Source organism: Rhizobacter sp. P2_D12 (genome assembly GCF_056404395.1).
Window position 1 is genome coordinate 13,763 of record NZ_JBFUEB010000079.1, and the last position, 17,025, is coordinate 30,787.

At 68.1% G+C, this 17,025-nt stretch carries 18 protein-coding genes, 1 tRNA gene and 1 pseudogene; 10 read left to right on the forward strand and 10 right to left on the reverse strand.

Going from position 1 to position 17,025, the window contains the following annotated elements:
- Positions 1-195 precede the first annotated feature (195 nt).
- Complete coding sequence (locus AC1DYN_RS23130) at positions 196-591, forward strand: hypothetical protein (RefSeq protein WP_477963466.1); 396 nt, start codon at positions 196-198, stop codon at positions 589-591.
- On the opposite strand, the gene AC1DYN_RS23135 is transcribed toward AC1DYN_RS23130, so the two are convergent.
- Complete coding sequence (locus tag AC1DYN_RS23135) at positions 576-1,532, reverse strand: NAD-dependent epimerase/dehydratase family protein (RefSeq protein WP_477963467.1); 957 nt, start codon at positions 1,530-1,532, stop codon at positions 576-578. The two genes, AC1DYN_RS23130 and AC1DYN_RS23135, sit on opposite strands and share 16 nt — an antisense overlap.
- Before the next feature lie 65 nt (positions 1,533-1,597).
- On the opposite strand from AC1DYN_RS23135, the gene AC1DYN_RS23140 reads away from it, so the two are divergent.
- A complete protein-coding gene (locus AC1DYN_RS23140) occupies positions 1,598-2,374 on the forward strand; it encodes a helix-turn-helix domain-containing protein (RefSeq protein WP_477963468.1) in 777 nt (258 codons plus the stop codon).
- Between the two features lie 157 nt (positions 2,375-2,531).
- Here AC1DYN_RS23140 and AC1DYN_RS23145 read toward each other — a convergent pair whose 3' ends face one another.
- From AC1DYN_RS23145 to AC1DYN_RS23160, 4 genes are all read right to left on the reverse strand, one after another.
- Entirely contained in the window at positions 2,532-3,365 is an 834-nt protein-coding gene (locus AC1DYN_RS23145; RefSeq protein WP_477963469.1) for an HNH endonuclease, read from the reverse strand.
- Between the two features lie 488 nt (positions 3,366-3,853).
- Positions 3,854-4,075, reverse strand: coding sequence for a hypothetical protein (locus AC1DYN_RS23150; RefSeq protein WP_477963470.1), 222 nt, complete (start codon positions 4,073-4,075; stop codon positions 3,854-3,856).
- A gap of 110 nt (positions 4,076-4,185) precedes the next feature.
- Positions 4,186-4,896 carry an oxygenase MpaB family protein gene (locus tag AC1DYN_RS23155; protein ID WP_477963471.1) on the reverse strand — a complete coding sequence of 237 codons (711 nt, stop codon included), beginning with the start codon at positions 4,894-4,896 and terminating at the stop codon, positions 4,186-4,188.
- Positions 4,893-5,366: an Lrp/AsnC family transcriptional regulator gene (locus AC1DYN_RS23160; RefSeq protein ID WP_477963472.1), complete on the reverse strand. Its 474-nt coding sequence runs from the start codon at positions 5,364-5,366 to the stop codon at positions 4,893-4,895. The genes AC1DYN_RS23155 and AC1DYN_RS23160 overlap by 4 nt, the downstream gene beginning before the upstream one ends.
- A gap of 138 nt (positions 5,367-5,504) precedes the next feature.
- On the opposite strand from AC1DYN_RS23160, the gene AC1DYN_RS23165 reads away from it, so the two are divergent.
- The 3 genes and pseudogenes from AC1DYN_RS23165 to AC1DYN_RS23175 all read left to right on the forward strand — a co-directional run bounded on the left by AC1DYN_RS23165 (position 5,505) and on the right by AC1DYN_RS23175 (position 9,105).
- The gene (locus tag AC1DYN_RS23165) at positions 5,505-6,677 is read left to right on the forward strand and encodes a M20 aminoacylase family protein (protein WP_477963473.1); all 1,173 of its coding nucleotides are present in this window, start codon (positions 5,505-5,507) and stop codon (positions 6,675-6,677) included.
- Position 6,678: 1 nt separating this feature from the next.
- Positions 6,679-7,869: pseudogene (locus AC1DYN_RS23170) on the forward strand (diaminopropionate ammonia-lyase); the annotation flags it as partial.
- 3 nt (positions 7,870-7,872) lie between these two features.
- Complete coding sequence (locus AC1DYN_RS23175; RefSeq protein WP_477963483.1) at positions 7,873-9,105, forward strand: Zn-dependent hydrolase; 1,233 nt, start codon at positions 7,873-7,875, stop codon at positions 9,103-9,105.
- 1 nt (position 9,106) lies between these two features.
- Here the strand turns inward: AC1DYN_RS23175 and AC1DYN_RS23180 are convergent, their stop codons facing one another.
- Positions 9,107-10,003 (reverse strand): NAD(P)-dependent oxidoreductase, encoded by an 897-nt coding sequence (locus tag AC1DYN_RS23180; RefSeq protein WP_477963474.1) that lies wholly within the window; start codon positions 10,001-10,003, stop codon positions 9,107-9,109.
- A 44-nt stretch (positions 10,004-10,047) separates the two neighbouring features.
- On the opposite strand from AC1DYN_RS23180, the gene AC1DYN_RS23185 reads away from it, so the two are divergent.
- Positions 10,048-10,713, forward strand: coding sequence for a GntR family transcriptional regulator (locus tag AC1DYN_RS23185; protein ID WP_477963475.1), 666 nt, complete (start codon positions 10,048-10,050; stop codon positions 10,711-10,713).
- Here the strand turns inward: AC1DYN_RS23185 and AC1DYN_RS23190 are convergent.
- From AC1DYN_RS23190 to AC1DYN_RS23205, 4 genes are all read right to left on the reverse strand, one after another.
- Positions 10,701-11,684, reverse strand: coding sequence for an aldo/keto reductase (locus tag AC1DYN_RS23190; protein WP_477963476.1), 984 nt, complete (start codon positions 11,682-11,684; stop codon positions 10,701-10,703). The two genes, AC1DYN_RS23185 and AC1DYN_RS23190, sit on opposite strands and share 13 nt — an antisense overlap.
- Positions 11,685-11,732: 48 nt before the next feature.
- The gene (locus AC1DYN_RS23195) at positions 11,733-12,296 is read right to left on the reverse strand and encodes an HNH endonuclease (protein WP_477963477.1); all 564 of its coding nucleotides are present in this window, start codon (positions 12,294-12,296) and stop codon (positions 11,733-11,735) included.
- Between the two features lie 11 nt (positions 12,297-12,307).
- Positions 12,308-12,382 (reverse strand) — tRNA-Glu (locus tag AC1DYN_RS23200).
- Positions 12,383-12,750: 368 nt separating this feature from the next.
- Positions 12,751-13,560 (reverse strand): SDR family NAD(P)-dependent oxidoreductase, encoded by an 810-nt coding sequence (locus tag AC1DYN_RS23205; protein ID WP_477963478.1) that lies wholly within the window; start codon positions 13,558-13,560, stop codon positions 12,751-12,753.
- A 90-nt stretch (positions 13,561-13,650) separates the two neighbouring features.
- Between AC1DYN_RS23205 and AC1DYN_RS23210 the strand changes: the two genes are divergently transcribed.
- The 4 genes from AC1DYN_RS23210 to AC1DYN_RS23225 form a co-directional block, all read left to right on the forward strand.
- Complete coding sequence (locus tag AC1DYN_RS23210; protein WP_477963479.1) at positions 13,651-14,649, forward strand: GlxA family transcriptional regulator; 999 nt, start codon at positions 13,651-13,653, stop codon at positions 14,647-14,649.
- Positions 14,650-14,721: 72 nt separating this feature from the next.
- Positions 14,722-15,453, forward strand: a complete 732-nt coding sequence (locus tag AC1DYN_RS23215; RefSeq protein ID WP_477963480.1) for a hypothetical protein — start codon at positions 14,722-14,724, stop codon at positions 15,451-15,453.
- A gap of 78 nt (positions 15,454-15,531) precedes the next feature.
- On the forward strand, positions 15,532-15,756 hold the full coding sequence (locus AC1DYN_RS23220) for a hypothetical protein (RefSeq protein WP_477963481.1): 225 nt from the start codon (positions 15,532-15,534) through the stop codon (positions 15,754-15,756).
- A 230-nt stretch (positions 15,757-15,986) separates the two neighbouring features.
- Positions 15,987-17,025: RICIN domain-containing protein (locus AC1DYN_RS23225; protein ID WP_477963482.1), on the forward strand; the 1,039-nt coding region annotated here is incomplete at its 3' end.

Here is a 17,025-nt window from a genome sequence, read left to right on the forward strand (position 1 = left end):
CTGCGGAAACTGCAAGGAACAACGAGGCAATGGCCCGCAGTGGCGGACGACCGTTGATCATGAATAGCTCCCTTTGGATGACAGTACCAGCCCAGCTGCGTGGGCTGGATCGGCGCGCGCTTCGGCCGGGGATCACCCATCCGAGCGCCGAATCATTCTGGGGGACTTCTCCCCTTTCGGCGAGGGGGTAACGAGATGAACAAGGTCATTTATTGGGTATTGGCAATTGCGTTCAGTTGCGGTAATTCGCGTGCGTGCGAAGGAGATGCGGCGCAATGGTCTCGGGACTATCTGACATTGCGCACGACGCGCGGTCACTTCGATGGCGGGGCGTGGACGGCGGACGTGGACCGCTGGAATGGCCGCAAGCACCAGCTGATGCAATGCCTGGCTGTTGAGTTCTCAACACCCGGGATCGCCATGGAGCGGCTGGTCGAACGAATGGGGCAGCCGGATTCGCGCAGGCGGTGCGAATCCGGCGGCAATTGCAGCCTCTGGGCTTACCACTGGCGGGGCGTGCACGACCGGCTGGTGTTCACCGTGGCCGGCGGCAAGGTGACCCGCGTGGATTGGGATTACGCGTTGGAGTGACGCAGGGTCTCGGCCAAGACCTCATCGAACGGGGTCGGGTGGACGCCGAGGGCGCGCTGGGTTTCAGCCCAGTCGAGGCGCCACGGGCGGTCGAACAAATAAGTCATCTCGATGACTTCGCGCAGCAGGGTGTCGGCCTGCGCGAGGGCTTGCAGGCCGGCGAGGGGCAGGCGGGTGAGGCGGTGCGAGGGTTGGCCGGCCAGGGTGGCGATGCGGGCGGCCAGGTCGCGGGTGGAGACGTCGGTCGACGGCACGTGCCAGGCGCGGCCCCAGGAGGCATCGCTGCGGGAAGCGGCCACCAGGGTTTTCGCGACGTCGCCGGTGAAGGTCCAGCTGTGCGGCAGGTCGAGATCGCCGGGGTACAGGGCTTCTTCGCCGCGCAGCAGGCTGGGCAATGTCATCAGCGTGAAGATCGACGCGGCGCCGGGGCCGAGGTAATCGCTGGCGCGGACCTCCGTCACGCGGGCGCCGCTGGCGAGGGCATCGAGCCACATCTGCGTGCGCACGCGGCCCTTGACGGTGGTGGGGGCCAAGGGGAGGGTCTCGCGCATTGGGCCGTCGACGAGGCCGTAGCCGTAGACATTGCTGAGCGTGACGAGGCGTGCGCCACTTTGCTTCACGGCCTGGAGAACGGCGCGGCCGATGGGTGGGAACTCTTCGGGCCAGCGGTCGTAGCGCGGCATCGCGCAGTTGAAAACGGTGGTGGCACCGGCGGCCAGGGGGATGAGCTGTGCGGGATCGGAAGCATCCGCCGACACGTGGGTGATGGCGGGATGCGGCGGGGCGACTGCGCGGCGCGACACCAGCGTGACGCGATGGCCTTCGTCTGCGAGAAGACGGGCCACGGACAGGCCGGTGGGGCCGGCGCCGATGATGAGGTGGGTGGTGGTGTTTGTGGTCATGCCGAGGTTGTATCGGGCGGGACCGGTGGCGTCGCGCACGTCTGGCGCATCGGGTGAACACGTTCGGCGCATCGGGTCATGGGCTTGTGGCTACAGTGGCCCGCATGCTTCACCTCCCTTCACCACCGCCCGGCGGCTGGCATGCGGCGCGGCAGCGCGTCGCCGCGGGCCGGGCCCCGCTGGCGCCGGCAGAGCAGCATCGGCTCCGCGTTCATCTGAGCGATTCGACCGCGACGGTGTGTGTCGACTCGGGGCTGCGGTTCATTCGCCGGCGGGGCGACATCGACGTGGTGCCGGCGCATGCGCCCGGTGGGTTCCATGCGGAGCAGGGATACGAGGTGCTGGAGGTGGGCGTGTCGGGCGAGTGGCTGCAGCAGGTGGCAGAGGCTGCAGGGCGCGGCGATGGCCGCTTGACCACCCGGCACATGCTGCGGGATTTGCCGTTGACGCAGCTGGCGCTGGCCGTCGACGACGAACTGCGCGATGGCGTGCCCAGCGGGGCGCTGTACCTGCAGGGGCTGGGTGTCGCGCTGGCGGCGCGGTTGTTGACGCGGCACGGCAGCGCGCGGGCGGCCATGCCGGGGGTTGTTGATCCGCGACTGCAAGGCGTGCTCGATGTCATCGACGCACACCTCGATGGCGTGCTCACGCTGGATCGGCTGGCTCGCGTGGCGGGCATGAGCCGCGCGCAATTGCAGCGGGAGTTCAGGCGCTGCACCGGACAGTCGGTGCACCAGTACGTGGTGCGGCGGCGGGTGGCGCGGGCGCGGGTGCTGCTGGCACAAGGGGCGCTGCCTGCCAGCCAGGTGGCGCTGGCGGCAGGGTTTGCGCATCAGAGCCACATGGCGCGGTGGATTCGGCGGGTGGGTGCTGAGGGCTGAGGGCGCTGGGCATCGTGGAGCACACGGATAACCAGGGGCGGTGGAGGCGAAGGGGGTGGCTGGCTTTGCACCGCTGGCGAGCAATGGGAGCGGGGACGGCGTGCGAAGAATCGGCGCGTCAAGGTGATCGTTCAGCAGACGACGCGCCAGGATTCGCTTATCCGAGATAAATGTTGTCGCGGTGGAAGGCCAGGTACATCTTCTGTGTCGCCAGAAACGATCCCACGTTTCTGCGGCGTATGCCGAGAAGCTGCAGATCAGCGTCCGCGATTTTCTTGGAAAGAAGAACTTCCCCGCTGTCGCTGAATGAAATGAAGCCGCGGTCAAAAAGAAAATCGGCCGAAGGCGTCAGCAGCAGGCCATTGCTGCCGTCCAGTCGCTCCGACGCATTGCTACAAGCTCGCCATGGCTTGATGTGACTGGCAATTAGAAGGCCTCGCTCCATCACCCCTGTGCACCGACAAGCCGTCTCATAGGCCGAGACATTTTGACGAAACCGCCCCTGTCCTCGCCTGGCAAGAATAACTTGCTCTTTCTCAGTAGATGACAGATCCAACGACAACACGATCTCGGCTTCAATTCTCGACTCAAGCTGGGCAATGAAGCTGGCAGCCGATCGAACCTCGACGTTCGCGCGGAGGGCCTCGATACTCGGGATCTGAGCTTTGCTCAACACCATGCTGAACAACGCTGGTGATATCTCACTCAGGTACGCAGCCTGGTTGCCATCACCTGACAGGGCTTGCAGTGGTGAGTACCTTTCCGGAAGAAGCGGTGCGATCTCGCTTAAGAAATCTTTCGGTCGGAATGGTTGAGTCAACCGATGCCAAGACACGGGCACCAGCCAACCCTCAGTAGCCCATTGCGCGCCACGCGAGCCAAAAGCTTCGGGTTTTGGCGAAGCCACCACGACGTCCGTCGCGATCCCAATCGCACCAACGCTGGCGTTTGCATAGGAAACGACCGGATCTCCTGGCCTGACGAGTTGCATGTTCTCGTAGAACTGACTCCGGGCACCGTTCGATTGCGTCCGCGGAGACCACAGATAGCCGCCCTCCCATTCCGCACGCACTGTCTGCTTGTGGTTTACCCACCAATAGTTGGCCAATGTCGCCTCCCAGCATGGCCTCGCCCATTGGCGCAGGACACAGGATTGACACTCGTACGACCGTTGTACGGCTTACGAGCACTGCTTTGCAGCGACAGAGTCTAATTCGAGACATCGGTCCAACTGGACGCGATCGGTCGACCTCACCGCTGCCCCGCATCTCGCCCACTTCACATCTGCAGCGGACTCTCTCGCCCGCTGACCGCAATCAGTTGCCGAAGGATCTGCCGCTGGCGCCTGCGTGGATGCATCCCCACCTGCGTTTCATCGCGGACCGCAAGAGCAAGGAGCACTGAACGGATGGCGCACTTCGCGACCGCTCCTGCACTCATCCGGGCCACCAGCCTGACCGAGCGAAGATCGCATCTCGGCTATTTGCGCTGAAGGAGATCCAGATCACTCCGCAGCACTTCCTTGATGACGAATTCGCCTATCCCAAACCGCGCGTAGCCGGCCGCCATGGCGGCGTCCTCCGTGTCGAGCACGTCGACGATCTGTGCTTGACGAAGCAGGACGAACTTGCCTTCGGCGGTCGCAAGCAGTTCGGGAAGGCGCTGCTCATAGGCCAAGACGTTGAGTTCGAATGGCGTCATCTCATTTCTCTCCTTGTCGGGTTCGGCGGGAGCTATCTGCACGCTGCGGCTGCAACCCTTCGACACGGGCCCTCGACAGGCTCGGTCCCTGCTCAGGGCGAACGGGTGCGTCAGCGGGTTCCGCGCGAGACTGCCCCCGCCATCATCCTCGTCACGACCCTCACCGGCCCGCGCACCCAACCACCCGCGTCGCCCAACCCCAGCGTCTCGCGAACCACCGGCTCCATCGTCACCAACATCCACTGCCGAAACGCCCACCGCGTCCCAACGGGCACCGTCAGCTTCACCACATCCCGCAAGCACATGCGCGCCAGCCGCTCCCCTTCCGGCGTGTGCGCCAGGCAGCGTTCCTCATAAGCCCGCTGCATCTCCCGCCACGCCACCAGCGTCCCCGGCAACTCCGCAATCCCCATCTCCACCCCCACCCGCTGCCAGAACCCCAGCAACAGCGTTTCTTCCCGCTCATCCAGCCGCACCCGCGCATGCGCCCTGTTCCACCGCAGCGGCTCCAGAAAGAACGTCGCCAGCACGTACCGATAGTCCTCCGCACTCGCCGGCACGTTCCGGTGCACATCCCGCAGCCGCTGCATCGCAGCCTGCCCCACCTCGCTGTCGAACCCGTTGCAAATCAGATCCCGCAAGGTCTGCCGAGTCCGTGCCAGCCGCGCCTGCGTCTGCGACACCAACTGCGCATGCCCGTACAGCGCCGTCACCAGGTGCGCGATGCCCATCATGCGGATCAGCGCCAGGTAGGTGCCGATGCGAAACGTCAGCCGGTGCCGCCCGTAATACAGCTGCTCGACCGGCTGCATCCCGCTCATGCCCCGCCCTCCCCCAGCGGCACCCGCGTCTCGAACTTCGAGCAGTTCATCGCGAAGGTGCTCTTGAAGTTGCGCACGTTGTTGTTCGACGAGAACACCTCGCGCGTGAACGCGTGATACCGCTCCATCGACGCCGAGTTGACGATCAGCAGGAAGTCGAACTCCCCCGACACCTCGTAGCACGCCATCACGTCGTCCTGCGCCGCCATCTTCTTCTCGAAGTTGCGCAGCAGCGCATCGTTCTGCTTGTCCAGCTCCACCGAGACAAACACCGTCAGCGGCCGGCCCACGCGCAGCCGGTCGACGATGGCCACCTGCTTCATCAGCACGCCCGAGGCCTTCAGCTGCGCAATGCGGCGCTGGCAGGTGGCCGGCGAGCTGTTCACCTTGTCCGCCAGCACGCGGATCGGCAGCGAAGCATCCTGCTGCAACAGGTTCAGGATCTGGGTGTCCAGCAGGTCCAGCGGCATGCATGCCTCGTCGGATTGAGCGAATCCCTCATTCTGACGGCCCCACGCGGGACAAAACCATCATCCTCGTCGCCCCGGCGGTGAATCCACCCACCCCTCCCCGCCAACAATGCAGCATCCTCCCGACGGAGCCGCGCCATGTCCGCCACCGAGTTCGAAGCCCAGCTGCAAAGCTGGCGCCACCACCTGCACCGCCACCCCGAGACCGGCTTCAACGAGAAGCGCACCGCCGACCACGTGGCCCGCGTGCTCGAGCTGCTGGGGCTGGACGTGCACCGCGGCATCGGCGGCACCGGCGTCGTCGGCAACCTGTCCGTCGGCACCGGCCCCGGCATCATCGGCCTGCGCGCAGACATGGACGCACTGGCCCTCACCGAAGCCGCCGAAGGCCGCCCTCACGCCTCGCTGCACCCCGGCTGCATGCACGCCTGCGGCCACGACGGGCACATGGCGATGCTGCTCGGTGCGGCCCAGCTGCTGGCCCAGCAACGGGATTTCAGCGGCACGGTGCGCTTCATCTTCCAGCCCGCCGAAGAACACGGCCGCGGTGCCGCCGCGATGATGGCCGACGGCCTGTTCACCCGCTTCCCGGTCGACGAGATCTACGGCGCCCACAACATCCCCGGCATGCCCACCGGCCACATCGCCACCCGCGTCGGCGGCCTGATGGCCAGCGAAGACAACTTCGTGATCCGCATCACCGGCCGCGGCGGCCACGCGGCCCGGCCGCAGATGGCGATCGACCCGCTGGTGATCGGCGCCGAGATCGTGCTGGCCCTGCAGACGGTGGTGGCACGCTCGGTCGACCCCGGGCAATCCGCCGTCATCTCGTGCACCGAGTTCATCACCGACGGCATCCGCAACGCGCTGCCCACCCACGTCACGATCAAGGGCGACACCCGCAGCTACGCGCCCGAGGTGCAGGCGCTGCTCGAGCGCCGCATGCGCGAGATCTGTCACGGCATCTGCGCCGCGCATGGCGCCCGCTGCGAGGTCGACTACACGCACGAGTTCGCGCCGACGGTGAACTGGCCCGCCTGCGTGCCGGTGGCCGTGGCCGCCGCCACCGAGGTGGTGGGTGCCGACCGCGTCGACGACCAGGTGGCGCCGATGATGATCTCCGAAGACTTCGGCGCCTTCCTGCGCGCCGTGCCTGGCGCCTTCGTCTTCATCGGCAACGGCGATGGCGACAGCCCCGGCGCGGTGCCGCTGCACAACGCACGCTACGACTTCAACGACGCGCTGCTGCCGATCGGCGCGCGCTACTTTGCGCAGATCGCGCGCATCCGCCTGCCGCTGGAAGATCGCTGAGATGCTGTTCCTCAACCCGAATGCCGCGCGCCGCCCGTACGACAGCGCGCTGAAGGCCATCCTCAACATCGACGCCGGCCGCGAAAGCCGGCGCTGGCTGGCCGCCTGGAGCCAGCTGCACCCGGGCAGCACGCCGCTGTGGCCGCTGCCGCGGCTGGCGCAGCACCTGGGCCTGGCCCACATCGGCATCAAGGACGAATCGCTGCGCTCGCCGCTCGGCAGCTTCAAGGCACTGGGCGCACCGATCGCGCTGGTGCGGCTGGTGCTGCGGCTGGCCGCCGACAACGGCTGGACGGCGCCCGACCTGCTGGCCGGCCACCATGCCGAGGCGCTGCGCGACTTCGTCGTGATCAGTGCCACCGATGGCAACCACGGCCGCGCGCTCGCCGCCGCGGCGCAAAGCCTGGGCTGCCGCTGCGTGATCGTGCTGCACGCCCACGTCAGCGCCGAGCGCGAGGCGCCGATCGCCGCCTTCGGGGCCGAGATCATCCGCATCACCGGCAACTACGACGAGTCGGTGCAAGAGGCCGCCCGCCTGGCCGAAGCGAACGACTGGACGGTCGTCTCCGACACCTCGTACGAAGGCTACGAAGACATCCCGCGCGACGTGATGCAAGGCTAYGGCGTGATCGCCGACGAGGTGCTCGAAACCAACGCGCCGCCTTTCACCCACGTCTTCCTGCAAGGCGGTGTCGGTGGGCTGGCGGCCGGCGTCGTCAGCCATTTCTGGGAACGCTTCGGCGCGCAGCGTCCGCGCTTCATCGTCGTCGAGCCGGAGCAGGCCGATTGCCTGCTGCAAAGTGCGCGCAGCGGGCGTGCCGACCGCGCGGGCGGCACGGTCGATTCGGTGATGGCCGGACTGGCCTGTGGCGAGACCTCGCCGCTCGCGTGGCGCTTCCTGCAGCCTGCCGTCGATGCCTTCATGACGGTCAGCGATGCCGCGGCCGAGCAGGCGATGCGCACGCTGGCCGAAGGCGCGGCGGGCGACGTGCCGGTGCTGGCCGGAGAATCCGGCGCGGCGGGGCTGGCCGGGCTGATGGCCGCGATGTCCGACCGCGCGCTGGCAGCGCAGCTCGGGCTCGATGCCACGTCGCGCGTGCTGCTGCTCAACACCGAAGGCGCGACGGCCCCGGGCGTCTACGCGGCGATCACCGGCAGGCCGGCCGCGGCGGTGCTGGCGGACCAGGCCGCGTGGATGGCGCGTGAAGGCATAGCCGAAGCCGCGCTGCTCGGCCGCATCGAGCAGCACGGCCGCATCGGCGCCATCGACGGCGGCGGCGTGTGCCGCATCGCGCTGACCGATGCCGACCGCCAGGGCCGCGACCAGCTGGTGCAGTGGATGACCGAGCTGGGCCTGGACGTCCGCATCGACGCCATCGGCAACATCTTCGGCATCCGCGCCGGCCGGGCCTACACGACGCCGGTGATGACCGGCTCGCACATCGACACCGTCGCCACCGGCGGCCGCTACGACGGCATCTACGGCGTGATGGCGGGGCTGGAGGTGGTGCGTTGGCTCAACGAGCGCGGCATACAGACGCACCGCCCGCTGGTCGTCGCCGCCTTCACCAACGAGGAAGGCGTGCGCTTCATGCCCGACATGATGGGCTCGCTGGTGCATGCCGGCGGCCTGCCCTTGCAGCAGGCGCTCGACGCGATCGGCACCGACGGCGCCCGCCTGGGCGACGAGTTGCAGCGCATCGGCTATGCCGGCCCGATGGCCTGCGGCACGTTGCGCCCGCATGCCTTCATCGAGCTGCACATCGAGCAGGGGCCGGTGCTCGAATCCGAAGGCATCGCCATCGGCGCGGTGCCCGACCTGCAAGGCATCTCGTGGCAAGAGATCACCATCACCGGCCAATCCAACCACGCCGGCACGACGCCGATGCACCTGCGGCGCGACGCCGGCTACTGCGCCGCGGCCATCACCGTCTTCGTGCGCGAACTGGCGCGTCGCATCGGCGGCAGCCAGGTGGCCACCGTCGGCTCGCTGAAGCTGCATCCGAACCTGGTCAACGTGATCGCCTCGCGGGCGACGCTGACGGTCGACCTGCGCCACACCGACGACACGATGCTGCGGCGGGCCGAGCGCGAGCTTGCCGGCTTCCTGAAGCAACTGGCCGCCGAGCAGGGCGTGGGCATCGAGGCCCGGCCGCTGGCCCGCTTCGAGCCGGTGCGCTTCGACGAGCGGCTGGTGAAGCGCATCGAGCAGGCCGCCACCGCCCGCGGGCTGACGCAGCGCCGCATCACCTCGGGCGCCGGCCACGACGCGCAGATGCTGGCGCGCATCGCCCCGTCCGCGATGATCTTCGTGCCCAGCCGCGGCGGCATCAGCCACAACCCGCGCGAGTTCACGCTGCCTTCGCAACTGCGCGACGGCGCGAACGTGCTGCTCGACGTGCTGCGCGCGCTGGCCGACGAAACCTGATTCAGCGCGGCACCAGCGCCTCGCCCGTCACCTGCTCCTGCGCCTCGACCAGCGAGGGCACGAACTTCGCGCCGTGGCCCAGCGCGCTGGCCAGCGTCAGCGATTGGTGCACCGCCTCGCCCAGCCAGGCCGGCACGGTCAGGCTCTCTGCCAGGTGGGTGTAGTAGCGCAGGTCCTTGCGCGCGTTGTCCAGCTCGAAGGGCAGCGCCTTCAGGTCGCCGTGCAAGGTCTTGGCCATCGCCTGGAACAGCCCCGAGTTGACGGCGCCCACCGTCGTGATCGCCACCAGCTGCTGCAGGTCGACGCCGGCGCGCTGGCCTACCGCAAAGGCCTCGGCCGTCGACGTGCAGATGGCCTGAGCCATGAAGTTGTAGAGCAGCTTGACGACGTGGCCGGCCCCGGGCGCGCCCACGTGCAGCACGTTCTCGGCAAAGCAGCGGATCACCGGCTCGACGCGGGCAAAGGCCTCGGGCGTCGCGCCGACCATCACGTTCAGGCGGCCGGCCTCGGCATCGGCGGCCGATCGCGCGAGCGGCGCGTCGACCAGCAGCACCTGCCGCGCCTCGCAGCGCTCGCGCAGCGCGGCGGTGGACGCGGGCTCGCTGGTCGAGCAATCGATGATCGCGAGGCCCGGCTTCGGCCGTGCCAGCAGGCCTTGCTCACCGTTGAACAGCCCTTCCACCTGCGGCGTGCCGGTGACGCAGATGAAGACGGTGTCGCAGCGCGCGGCCAGCTCGGCCGGCGAATCCACCTCGATCGCGCCGCGCTCCAGCAGGTCGCGCACGCGATCGCGGTTGCGGTGCACGGTGAGGTGCAGCGCATGGCCCTTGAGCTGCAGGTTCTTGGCCATGCCATGGCCCATCAGGCCGCTGGCACCTATGAATCCGATGTTCGACATGAAGTGCTCTCCTCAGGGTCAACTGTTGGCAGAATCTGCGGCTCATGCCGAAGATTGAAACTCTCTCCACGCCGGATGCGCCGGACGTTGCCACGGTGCTGGGCGAAGACATCATCTTCGGCCGCCTGCCGCCCGGCAGCCGGCTGGTCGAAGATCCGTTGATGGCGCGCTTCGGCGCCACGCGCCACGGCGTGCGGCAGGCACTGGCCGAGCTGGAACGCATCGGCATCGTGGTGCGCGAGAAGAACAAGGGCGCCAGCGTGCGCGCGCTGGCACCGGCCGAGGTGCAGCAGATCTACGAGGTGCGCGAGCTGCTGCACCGGCAGGCGGCGCTGCGCATCCCGCTGCCGGCCGATGCGGCGCTGGTCGACGCGCTGGAGGCGCTGCACGTTCGGTTCGTGCGCCACCTGCGCGCGCGGGATTTCGGGGCGGTGCACCGCATCAACGACGAGTTCCACCTGACGCTGTTCGCCGGTTGCGGCAACCCCTACCTGGTGTCGTCGATCCGCCACTACATGTGGCTTAGCCTGCCGGTGCGCGCCAAGCGCACGGCAGAGGCCGGGCACTCGGAGGCGGCGGCCGACGAGCACCTGCAGATGATCCGGCTGCTGAAGGGCCGCGACAACGCGGCGCTGGCGGAGCTGTGTGTCGAGCATCTGCAGCTCGCGAAGCGGGATTACCTGCGGAGCGCGGCCGATCACCAGCGGTGATGCACCTGGGCCTTGGCGTGCTTGGCGTAGATCGCGTCGACGGCGCGCATCGTCTCGATGGACAGCGCCGGCAGGTCGGCCGCACGCATGTTCTCGTCGACCTGCGCCGGCCGGCGCCCGCCCGGGATCGCGCAGGTGACGGCCTGCTGCATCAGGATCCAGCGCAGCGCGAACTGCGCCAGCGTCTGCCCGGCCGGCACCAACGGGCGCAGCGCCTCGACGGCTTCGAGGCCGCTGTCGTAGGCTAGCCCGGAGAAGGTCTCGCCCTTGTCGAAGGCCGCGCCTTCGCGGTTGAAGCTGCGGTGGTCGTCGGCGGCGAACTGCGTCTTGCGCGTGAGCCCGCCCGACAGCAGGCCGGATGACAACGGCAGCCGCGCGAGGATGCCGACGCGGCGCGCCAGCGTCTCGCGGAACAGCAGCTCGGCCGGCCGCTGGCGGAAGATGTTGTAGATGATCTGCACCGACTGCACGCCGGGGAAGTCGATGGCCTTCAGCGCCTCCTCGACCTTCTCGACGCTGACGCCGTAGTGGTGCAGCTTGCCGGCGCGCACCAGGTCGTCGAGCACGCCGAACACTTCGGGCATGTAGTAGACCGAGGTCGGCGGGCAGTGCAGCTGCAGCAGGTCGAGCGCCTCGGTGTCCAGGTTGCGCAGGCTGCGCTCGACGAAGGCGGTGAGGTTCTCGCGGTTGTAGCCCTCGGCCACGTGCGGGCTGAGGCGGCGGCCGGCCTTGGTGGCCACGTAGAAGCGCTCGCTGCGCTCCTTGCGCAGCCGGGCGATCAGGCGCTCGCTGTGGCCGTCGCCGTAGACGTCGGCGGTGTCGATGAAGTTGACGCCCAGGTCGAGCGCGCGGTGCAGCGCGGCCATCGATTCGTCGTCATTCACCTGGCCCCAGGTGCCGCCGATGGCCCACGCGCCGAAGCTGATCGTCGACACCTGCCAGCCGGTGCGGCCGAGTTCGCGGTATTGCATGAGGATTGCCTCCTGGGCTGATCGTAGATTATCGATAATCCTAACCGATCAGCTCAGGCGCGACCCCTTCGGCAAGCGTGCCGCCAGCCACTCGTGCACGTCCGCGCGGATGTTCCTGCCTTCCAGCAGGAAGTTCTCGAAGCGGCTCGGCACGTAGGGCAGGTACGTGAGCGGCATCGCGGCCTCGTCGGGCGTGCGGTTGGCCTTGCGGCCATTGCACGCGCCGCACGCGGTGACGAGGTTCATCCACGTCCACGCGCCGCCGCGCGACTCGGGCACGATGTGCTCGCATTGCAGGTCACGCTCGTGGAAGCGCTGGCTGCAGTATGCGCAGGTGAAGCGGTCGCGACGGAACAGCTTCAGCTTGCCGAACGACGGCGTCACGTCGAACAGGTTGATGCGCGACGCACCGCGCAAGGCGACGATCGGATGCACCTCGATCAGCGACTGGCGGCCGGTGGCGGCGTTGCAGCCACCGCGCAAGGTACGCAGCGGCGTGTCGCCATCCACCCAGGCCACCGTGTTGGTCGCGTAATGCAGCGCCGCCTGTTCGAGCGTGATCCAACGCTGCGGCGTGCCCTGGATGTCGAGCTGGAGGACATGCTGGTGCATCGGAGTTCTCCTGGTACCTCGTACGGGAATCGAACCCGCCTCTCGACATTGAAAGTGTCGTGTCCTGGCCGCTGGACGAACGAGGTGCGTGAAATGAAGAAGGGTTCCGGTGACGGGTTCCGGTGCCGCCCAATCGTTGCGGCCGGTTTCCACCTGCGAAGCATCGGCTCCGCGAAGGCTTGGTAAACAAAACAAAAGGCCCGGATCCTTGCGGGATCCGGGCCTCGAAAAAGATTCGAGTCTGGAGGCCGTGCGCCTATGCGCCGCCCTCGCCCGGAAGCACCCAACCCTCGGTGGAATGCTGGTGGTCCATCGCCGCCGCGTGCTGCGGCTGGAAACGTTCTGCAATCTGAAGCAGTGCTTTCACGATGGACCTTTTGGACACTTGAAGTTCGTCGAGGACGCGGACTGTAAAGACTCTTAACTTTCTCGTCAAGCGCTTTCGTCAAGCACGTCAAGCACCGGCGCGTTGATAGCGCTTGGCCGGCGTGCGGCTCGACAGGAACGGGCCCAGCGCCCCACGTGCCGTCTCGAACGCCTGCCACACCGCCGCATCGGGCAGCGACGGGATCGTCACCAGCTCGCCCTGGTCGAACGCGACCAGCGATGCATCGACCATGTCTTCGGCCGACATCACGATCTCGCTCGGCAGGTGCTCCACCGGCATGCCCGCGAGCTTCCAGAAATCGGTGCGCGTCGCACCGGGCAGCACCGCCTGCAGCTTCACGCCCTTGGCGCCGATCTCCTGGTGCAGCGCCTGCGTGAAGTTCAGCACGTAGGCCTTGGTGCCGCCGTAGGTGCCGTTCAGCAGGGACGGCGCCAGCGCGGCGATCGACGAGATGTTGATGATGGCGCCGCGGCCCTGCTTCGCCAGCCGCGGCGCGATCGCGCGCGCCAGGTGCGTCAGCGCGACGACGTTCAGCTGGATCATCTCGTCCAGCCGCTCCGGCGACGAGTCGACGATCGACGACGCCAGGTTGAAGCCGGCGTTGTTGACCAGCAGGCCGATGTCGGCATCGGTGGCCAGCCGCTGCGCGACGCGCTGCCGGTCGTGCGGCTTCGTCAGGTCGGCCGGCAGCACCTCGACGCGGCGGCCGGTCTGCGCCGCCAGTTGCGTGGCCAGCGCCTGCAGCCGTTCGCCGCTGCGGGCGACCAGCACCAGGTCGTGGCCGCGGCGGGCCAGGCGGTCGGCATAGACCGCGCCGATGCCGGAAGACGCGCCGGTGACCAGCGCGGTGCCGAGGGGGTTTGCAGGAGAGCTCATGTCGATTCCTTCACGAGGCGCCGTGCCAGTCGAAAGTGCGGCACGCGGCGGTTGACAGCCCGAAGATTGCGCCGTATCGTGATGTCCCATATGTCCAATAACCCTCCTTTAAAGACATTAGCGGCCGCACGCCGCAACACCCCGGTCAAGCGCATCGGCGTGGTCGTGTTCCCCGGCTTCCAGATCCTCGACCTGGCGCCCATCGCCGCCTTCGAGCTGGCCAATGCCTATGCGCAGCGCGCGCTGTACACGGTGGAGCTGGTGTCCGAAGAGGGCGGCTGCGTGCGCAGCTCGTCCGGCGCGAGCGTCCATTCCGTTGCGCTCGGCACCGGTCGCTTCGACACGCTGCTGGTCACCGGTGCGCTCGAGGTCGCGCCGTCCACCGAGGGGCTCACGCGCTACCTCGGCAAGAGCCTGAAGCTGTCGCGCCGCGTCGCCAGCATCTGCAGCGGCGCCTTCATCCTGGCCGAATCCGGCCTGCTCGAAGGCCGCCGCGCCACCACGCACTGGGCCTTCGCGCAAGAGCTGCAGAAGCGCTACCCCGGCATCACGGTGCAGCCCGATCGCATCTACGTCAGCGACGGCCCGGTCTGGACGTCGGCCGGCATGACCGCCGGCATCGACCTGGTGCTCGCGCTGGTCGAGGAGGACCACGACGCCGACATGGCGCGCTGGATCGCGAAGAAGCTCGTCGTCTACCACCGCCGCATCGGCGGGCAGTCGCAGTTCTCGGCGCTGCTCGAGCTCGAGCCCAGCTCCGACCGCATCCAGAAGACGCTCACCTATGCCCGCGCCCACCTGCGCAACGAGCTGTCGGTCGACGAACTGGCCGAGGTGGCCCACCTGAGCCCGCGCCAGTTCAGCCGCGCGTTCAAGACCGAAACCGGGCAATCGCCGGCGCGCGCGATCGAGCAGTTGCGCGTCGAGGCCGCGCGGGCGCTGATCGACACCGGCCAGCAATCGCTGCTGGCGATCGCGCGCGACACCGGCTTCGGCGACCCCGAACGCATGCGCCGCGCCTTCCTGCGCGCATTCGGCCAGCCACCGCAAGGCCTGCGCCGCAGCGCCAAAGAGCAGATGCGCGCCTGATCTGCATTGTTCCTGCAGAAGTGCTTGCTAGCGTGACCGGCTGGCAGGCAACGACGGAAGGCAGGAACACGGATGCAAGGCGATCATGCGGAAACCGAGCTGATGCAATGGCCGATGCGGCTGCTGCTGCAAGGCCTCACCGCGCGCGACGAGACCAAGGTGCGGCGCTACCTGTCGCTCGGGCAGCAGCGCCTGAAGCACGCGTGGCAGCTGGTGCCCGATGGCGACGCCGAGGTGGTGCTGGTCGACGGCTTCGAACTCGACACGGTGCGCGGCATGCTCGATGCGCCGCTGGTCACGCTGCACCTGCTCGACGCGTCGCTCGACGCCAAGGCCACCGCGTGGCGCGCCGCGCGCCCGCACCAGACCCTGCTGGCCACGCCGCTGCAGTACGAGGCCTTGATGGTGGCGCTGGAGCACGCCGAGGCGCGCATCGGCCCGGCCACGCTGCGGCCCGGCAGCCTGCGCGGCCTGTCCGAGTGCCCGCCGGTGATGGCCACCGCCGGCTGCCGGTTCAAGCTGCGTGCCTGGCCGCCGGCCGGCTTGCTGTCGGATGACAAGGACAGCCGCCGCCTGGCCAGCTTCCTGGTGGCCGAGTGCCTCAACATCGACACACTGGCCCGGCTCAGCAACGTGGCCACCGACCGGTGCCTGGCCTTCATCGCGCGCATGGCCGGCGCGCAGTTGCTGGACGTCGAATCCGACGGCGATCCGACAGACAGGCGCGGCCATGCGCGGCGCGCGGCGCCGAAAGCGCCCGGCCGGCTGGCGCGCTGGTTCCAGCGCCTCGGGTCCGGGCGCTGATCCATCGGATGCGGGTATGGCGATTGCCCGACATCGGGTGTCGGCACTCCTGCCGATTCGCACCTGAAGGAGATCCAGATGAACCCGCAGAACCGCGACCCGCAACAAGGCAACCAGCAAGGCCGCACCCCGCAGAACCGCGACGACCAGGATCGCAGCCAGGCCCAGCAGGACCAGGCATCGCGCCGCCAGGACCAGCAGAACTCGCCGAGCAGCCAGCGCAGCAACCAGGCCGGCCAGCAAGGCGGCCGCCAGCCGGATCGCAATGATCCGTCGCAGCAGGGCACCAACCGCCAGCGCTGATCGCGTTGGACTGGAACCGGTTCCTCCGCGGAGCCGGTTCCATCGCTTCCCGTGCATCCATCGATACCATTTCACGATGGATGCATACCAATTCATGCCACCCGAGGCAAGCATTGCAAGTGGATGAAACCGCTTCCACCTGAAGGCGGGCGCCCCTCCTACGATCGCGCGGACTTTGGCTTCGGCACGTTCGAAGTCATCGACCACGAAGTACAACAGGAGGACCATCCATGTTTCCTTTCCGAAGCAGCAAGCTCTGCCTGGCCCTGATCGTCGGGGCCGGCTTCACCCAACTCGGCCATGCGGCCGACCTCGCGGCCGGGCGCTACACGGTGCGCTCATCCTTCAGCAACCTGTGCCTGGCGGTGGACGGCGGCGCCACCAACGACGGCGCCAACATCGTGCAGTGGACCTGCGACAACTCGACCGTGCGCCAGTTCGACCTGCAGCGTGACGCGCAGGGCTTCTACCGGCTGGTGAACGTCAACAGCGGCAAGGTCGTCGACGTGGCGGAGATCTCCACCGCCAACGGCGCCAACGTGCACCAGTGGACCTGGGCCAACGGCGACAACCAGAAGTTCGCGCTGCAAGACCTGGGCAGCGGCAAGTACTACGTGCGCTTCAAGCACAGCAACAAGTGCATGGACGTCGGCAATTCCAGCCGCTCGCCCGGCGGCAACATCGGCCAGTGGGAATGCAACGGCGGCGAGACCGAGAAGTGGAGCTTCGTGCCGGTGGCCGGCGCGCCCGCTCCGGCCCCCGCCCCGGCCCCTGCGCCGGCCCCCGCGCCTGCGCCGACCGCGCGCTACACCGTGCGCTCCAACTTCAGCGGCCTGTGCCTGGCCGTCGCCGGCGATTCCACCATCAGCGGCGCCGACATCATCCAGAGCAGCTGCAACAACTCGCTCGGCCGGCTGTTCGACCTGGTGCGCGACACCGAGGGCTACTACCGCCTGGTCAATGCAAACAGCGGCAAGGTCGTCGACGTGCAGGACGTCTCGACAGCCGACGGCGCCAACATCCACCAGTGGCAGTTCGTCGGCGGCGACAACCAGCGCTTCTCGATCGACAACCTGGGCGGCGGCCTGATCAACGTCCGCTTCAAGCACAGCAACAAGTGCATGGACGTCGGCAACTTCAGCAAGGCCGACGGCGGCCACATCGGCCAGTGGAGCTGCAACGGCGGCGAGACCGAGAAGTGGACGCTCGTCCCGGCGGCGCCGACCCCGGCACCCGCCCCCGCACCGGCTCCCGCGCCTGCGCCCGCAC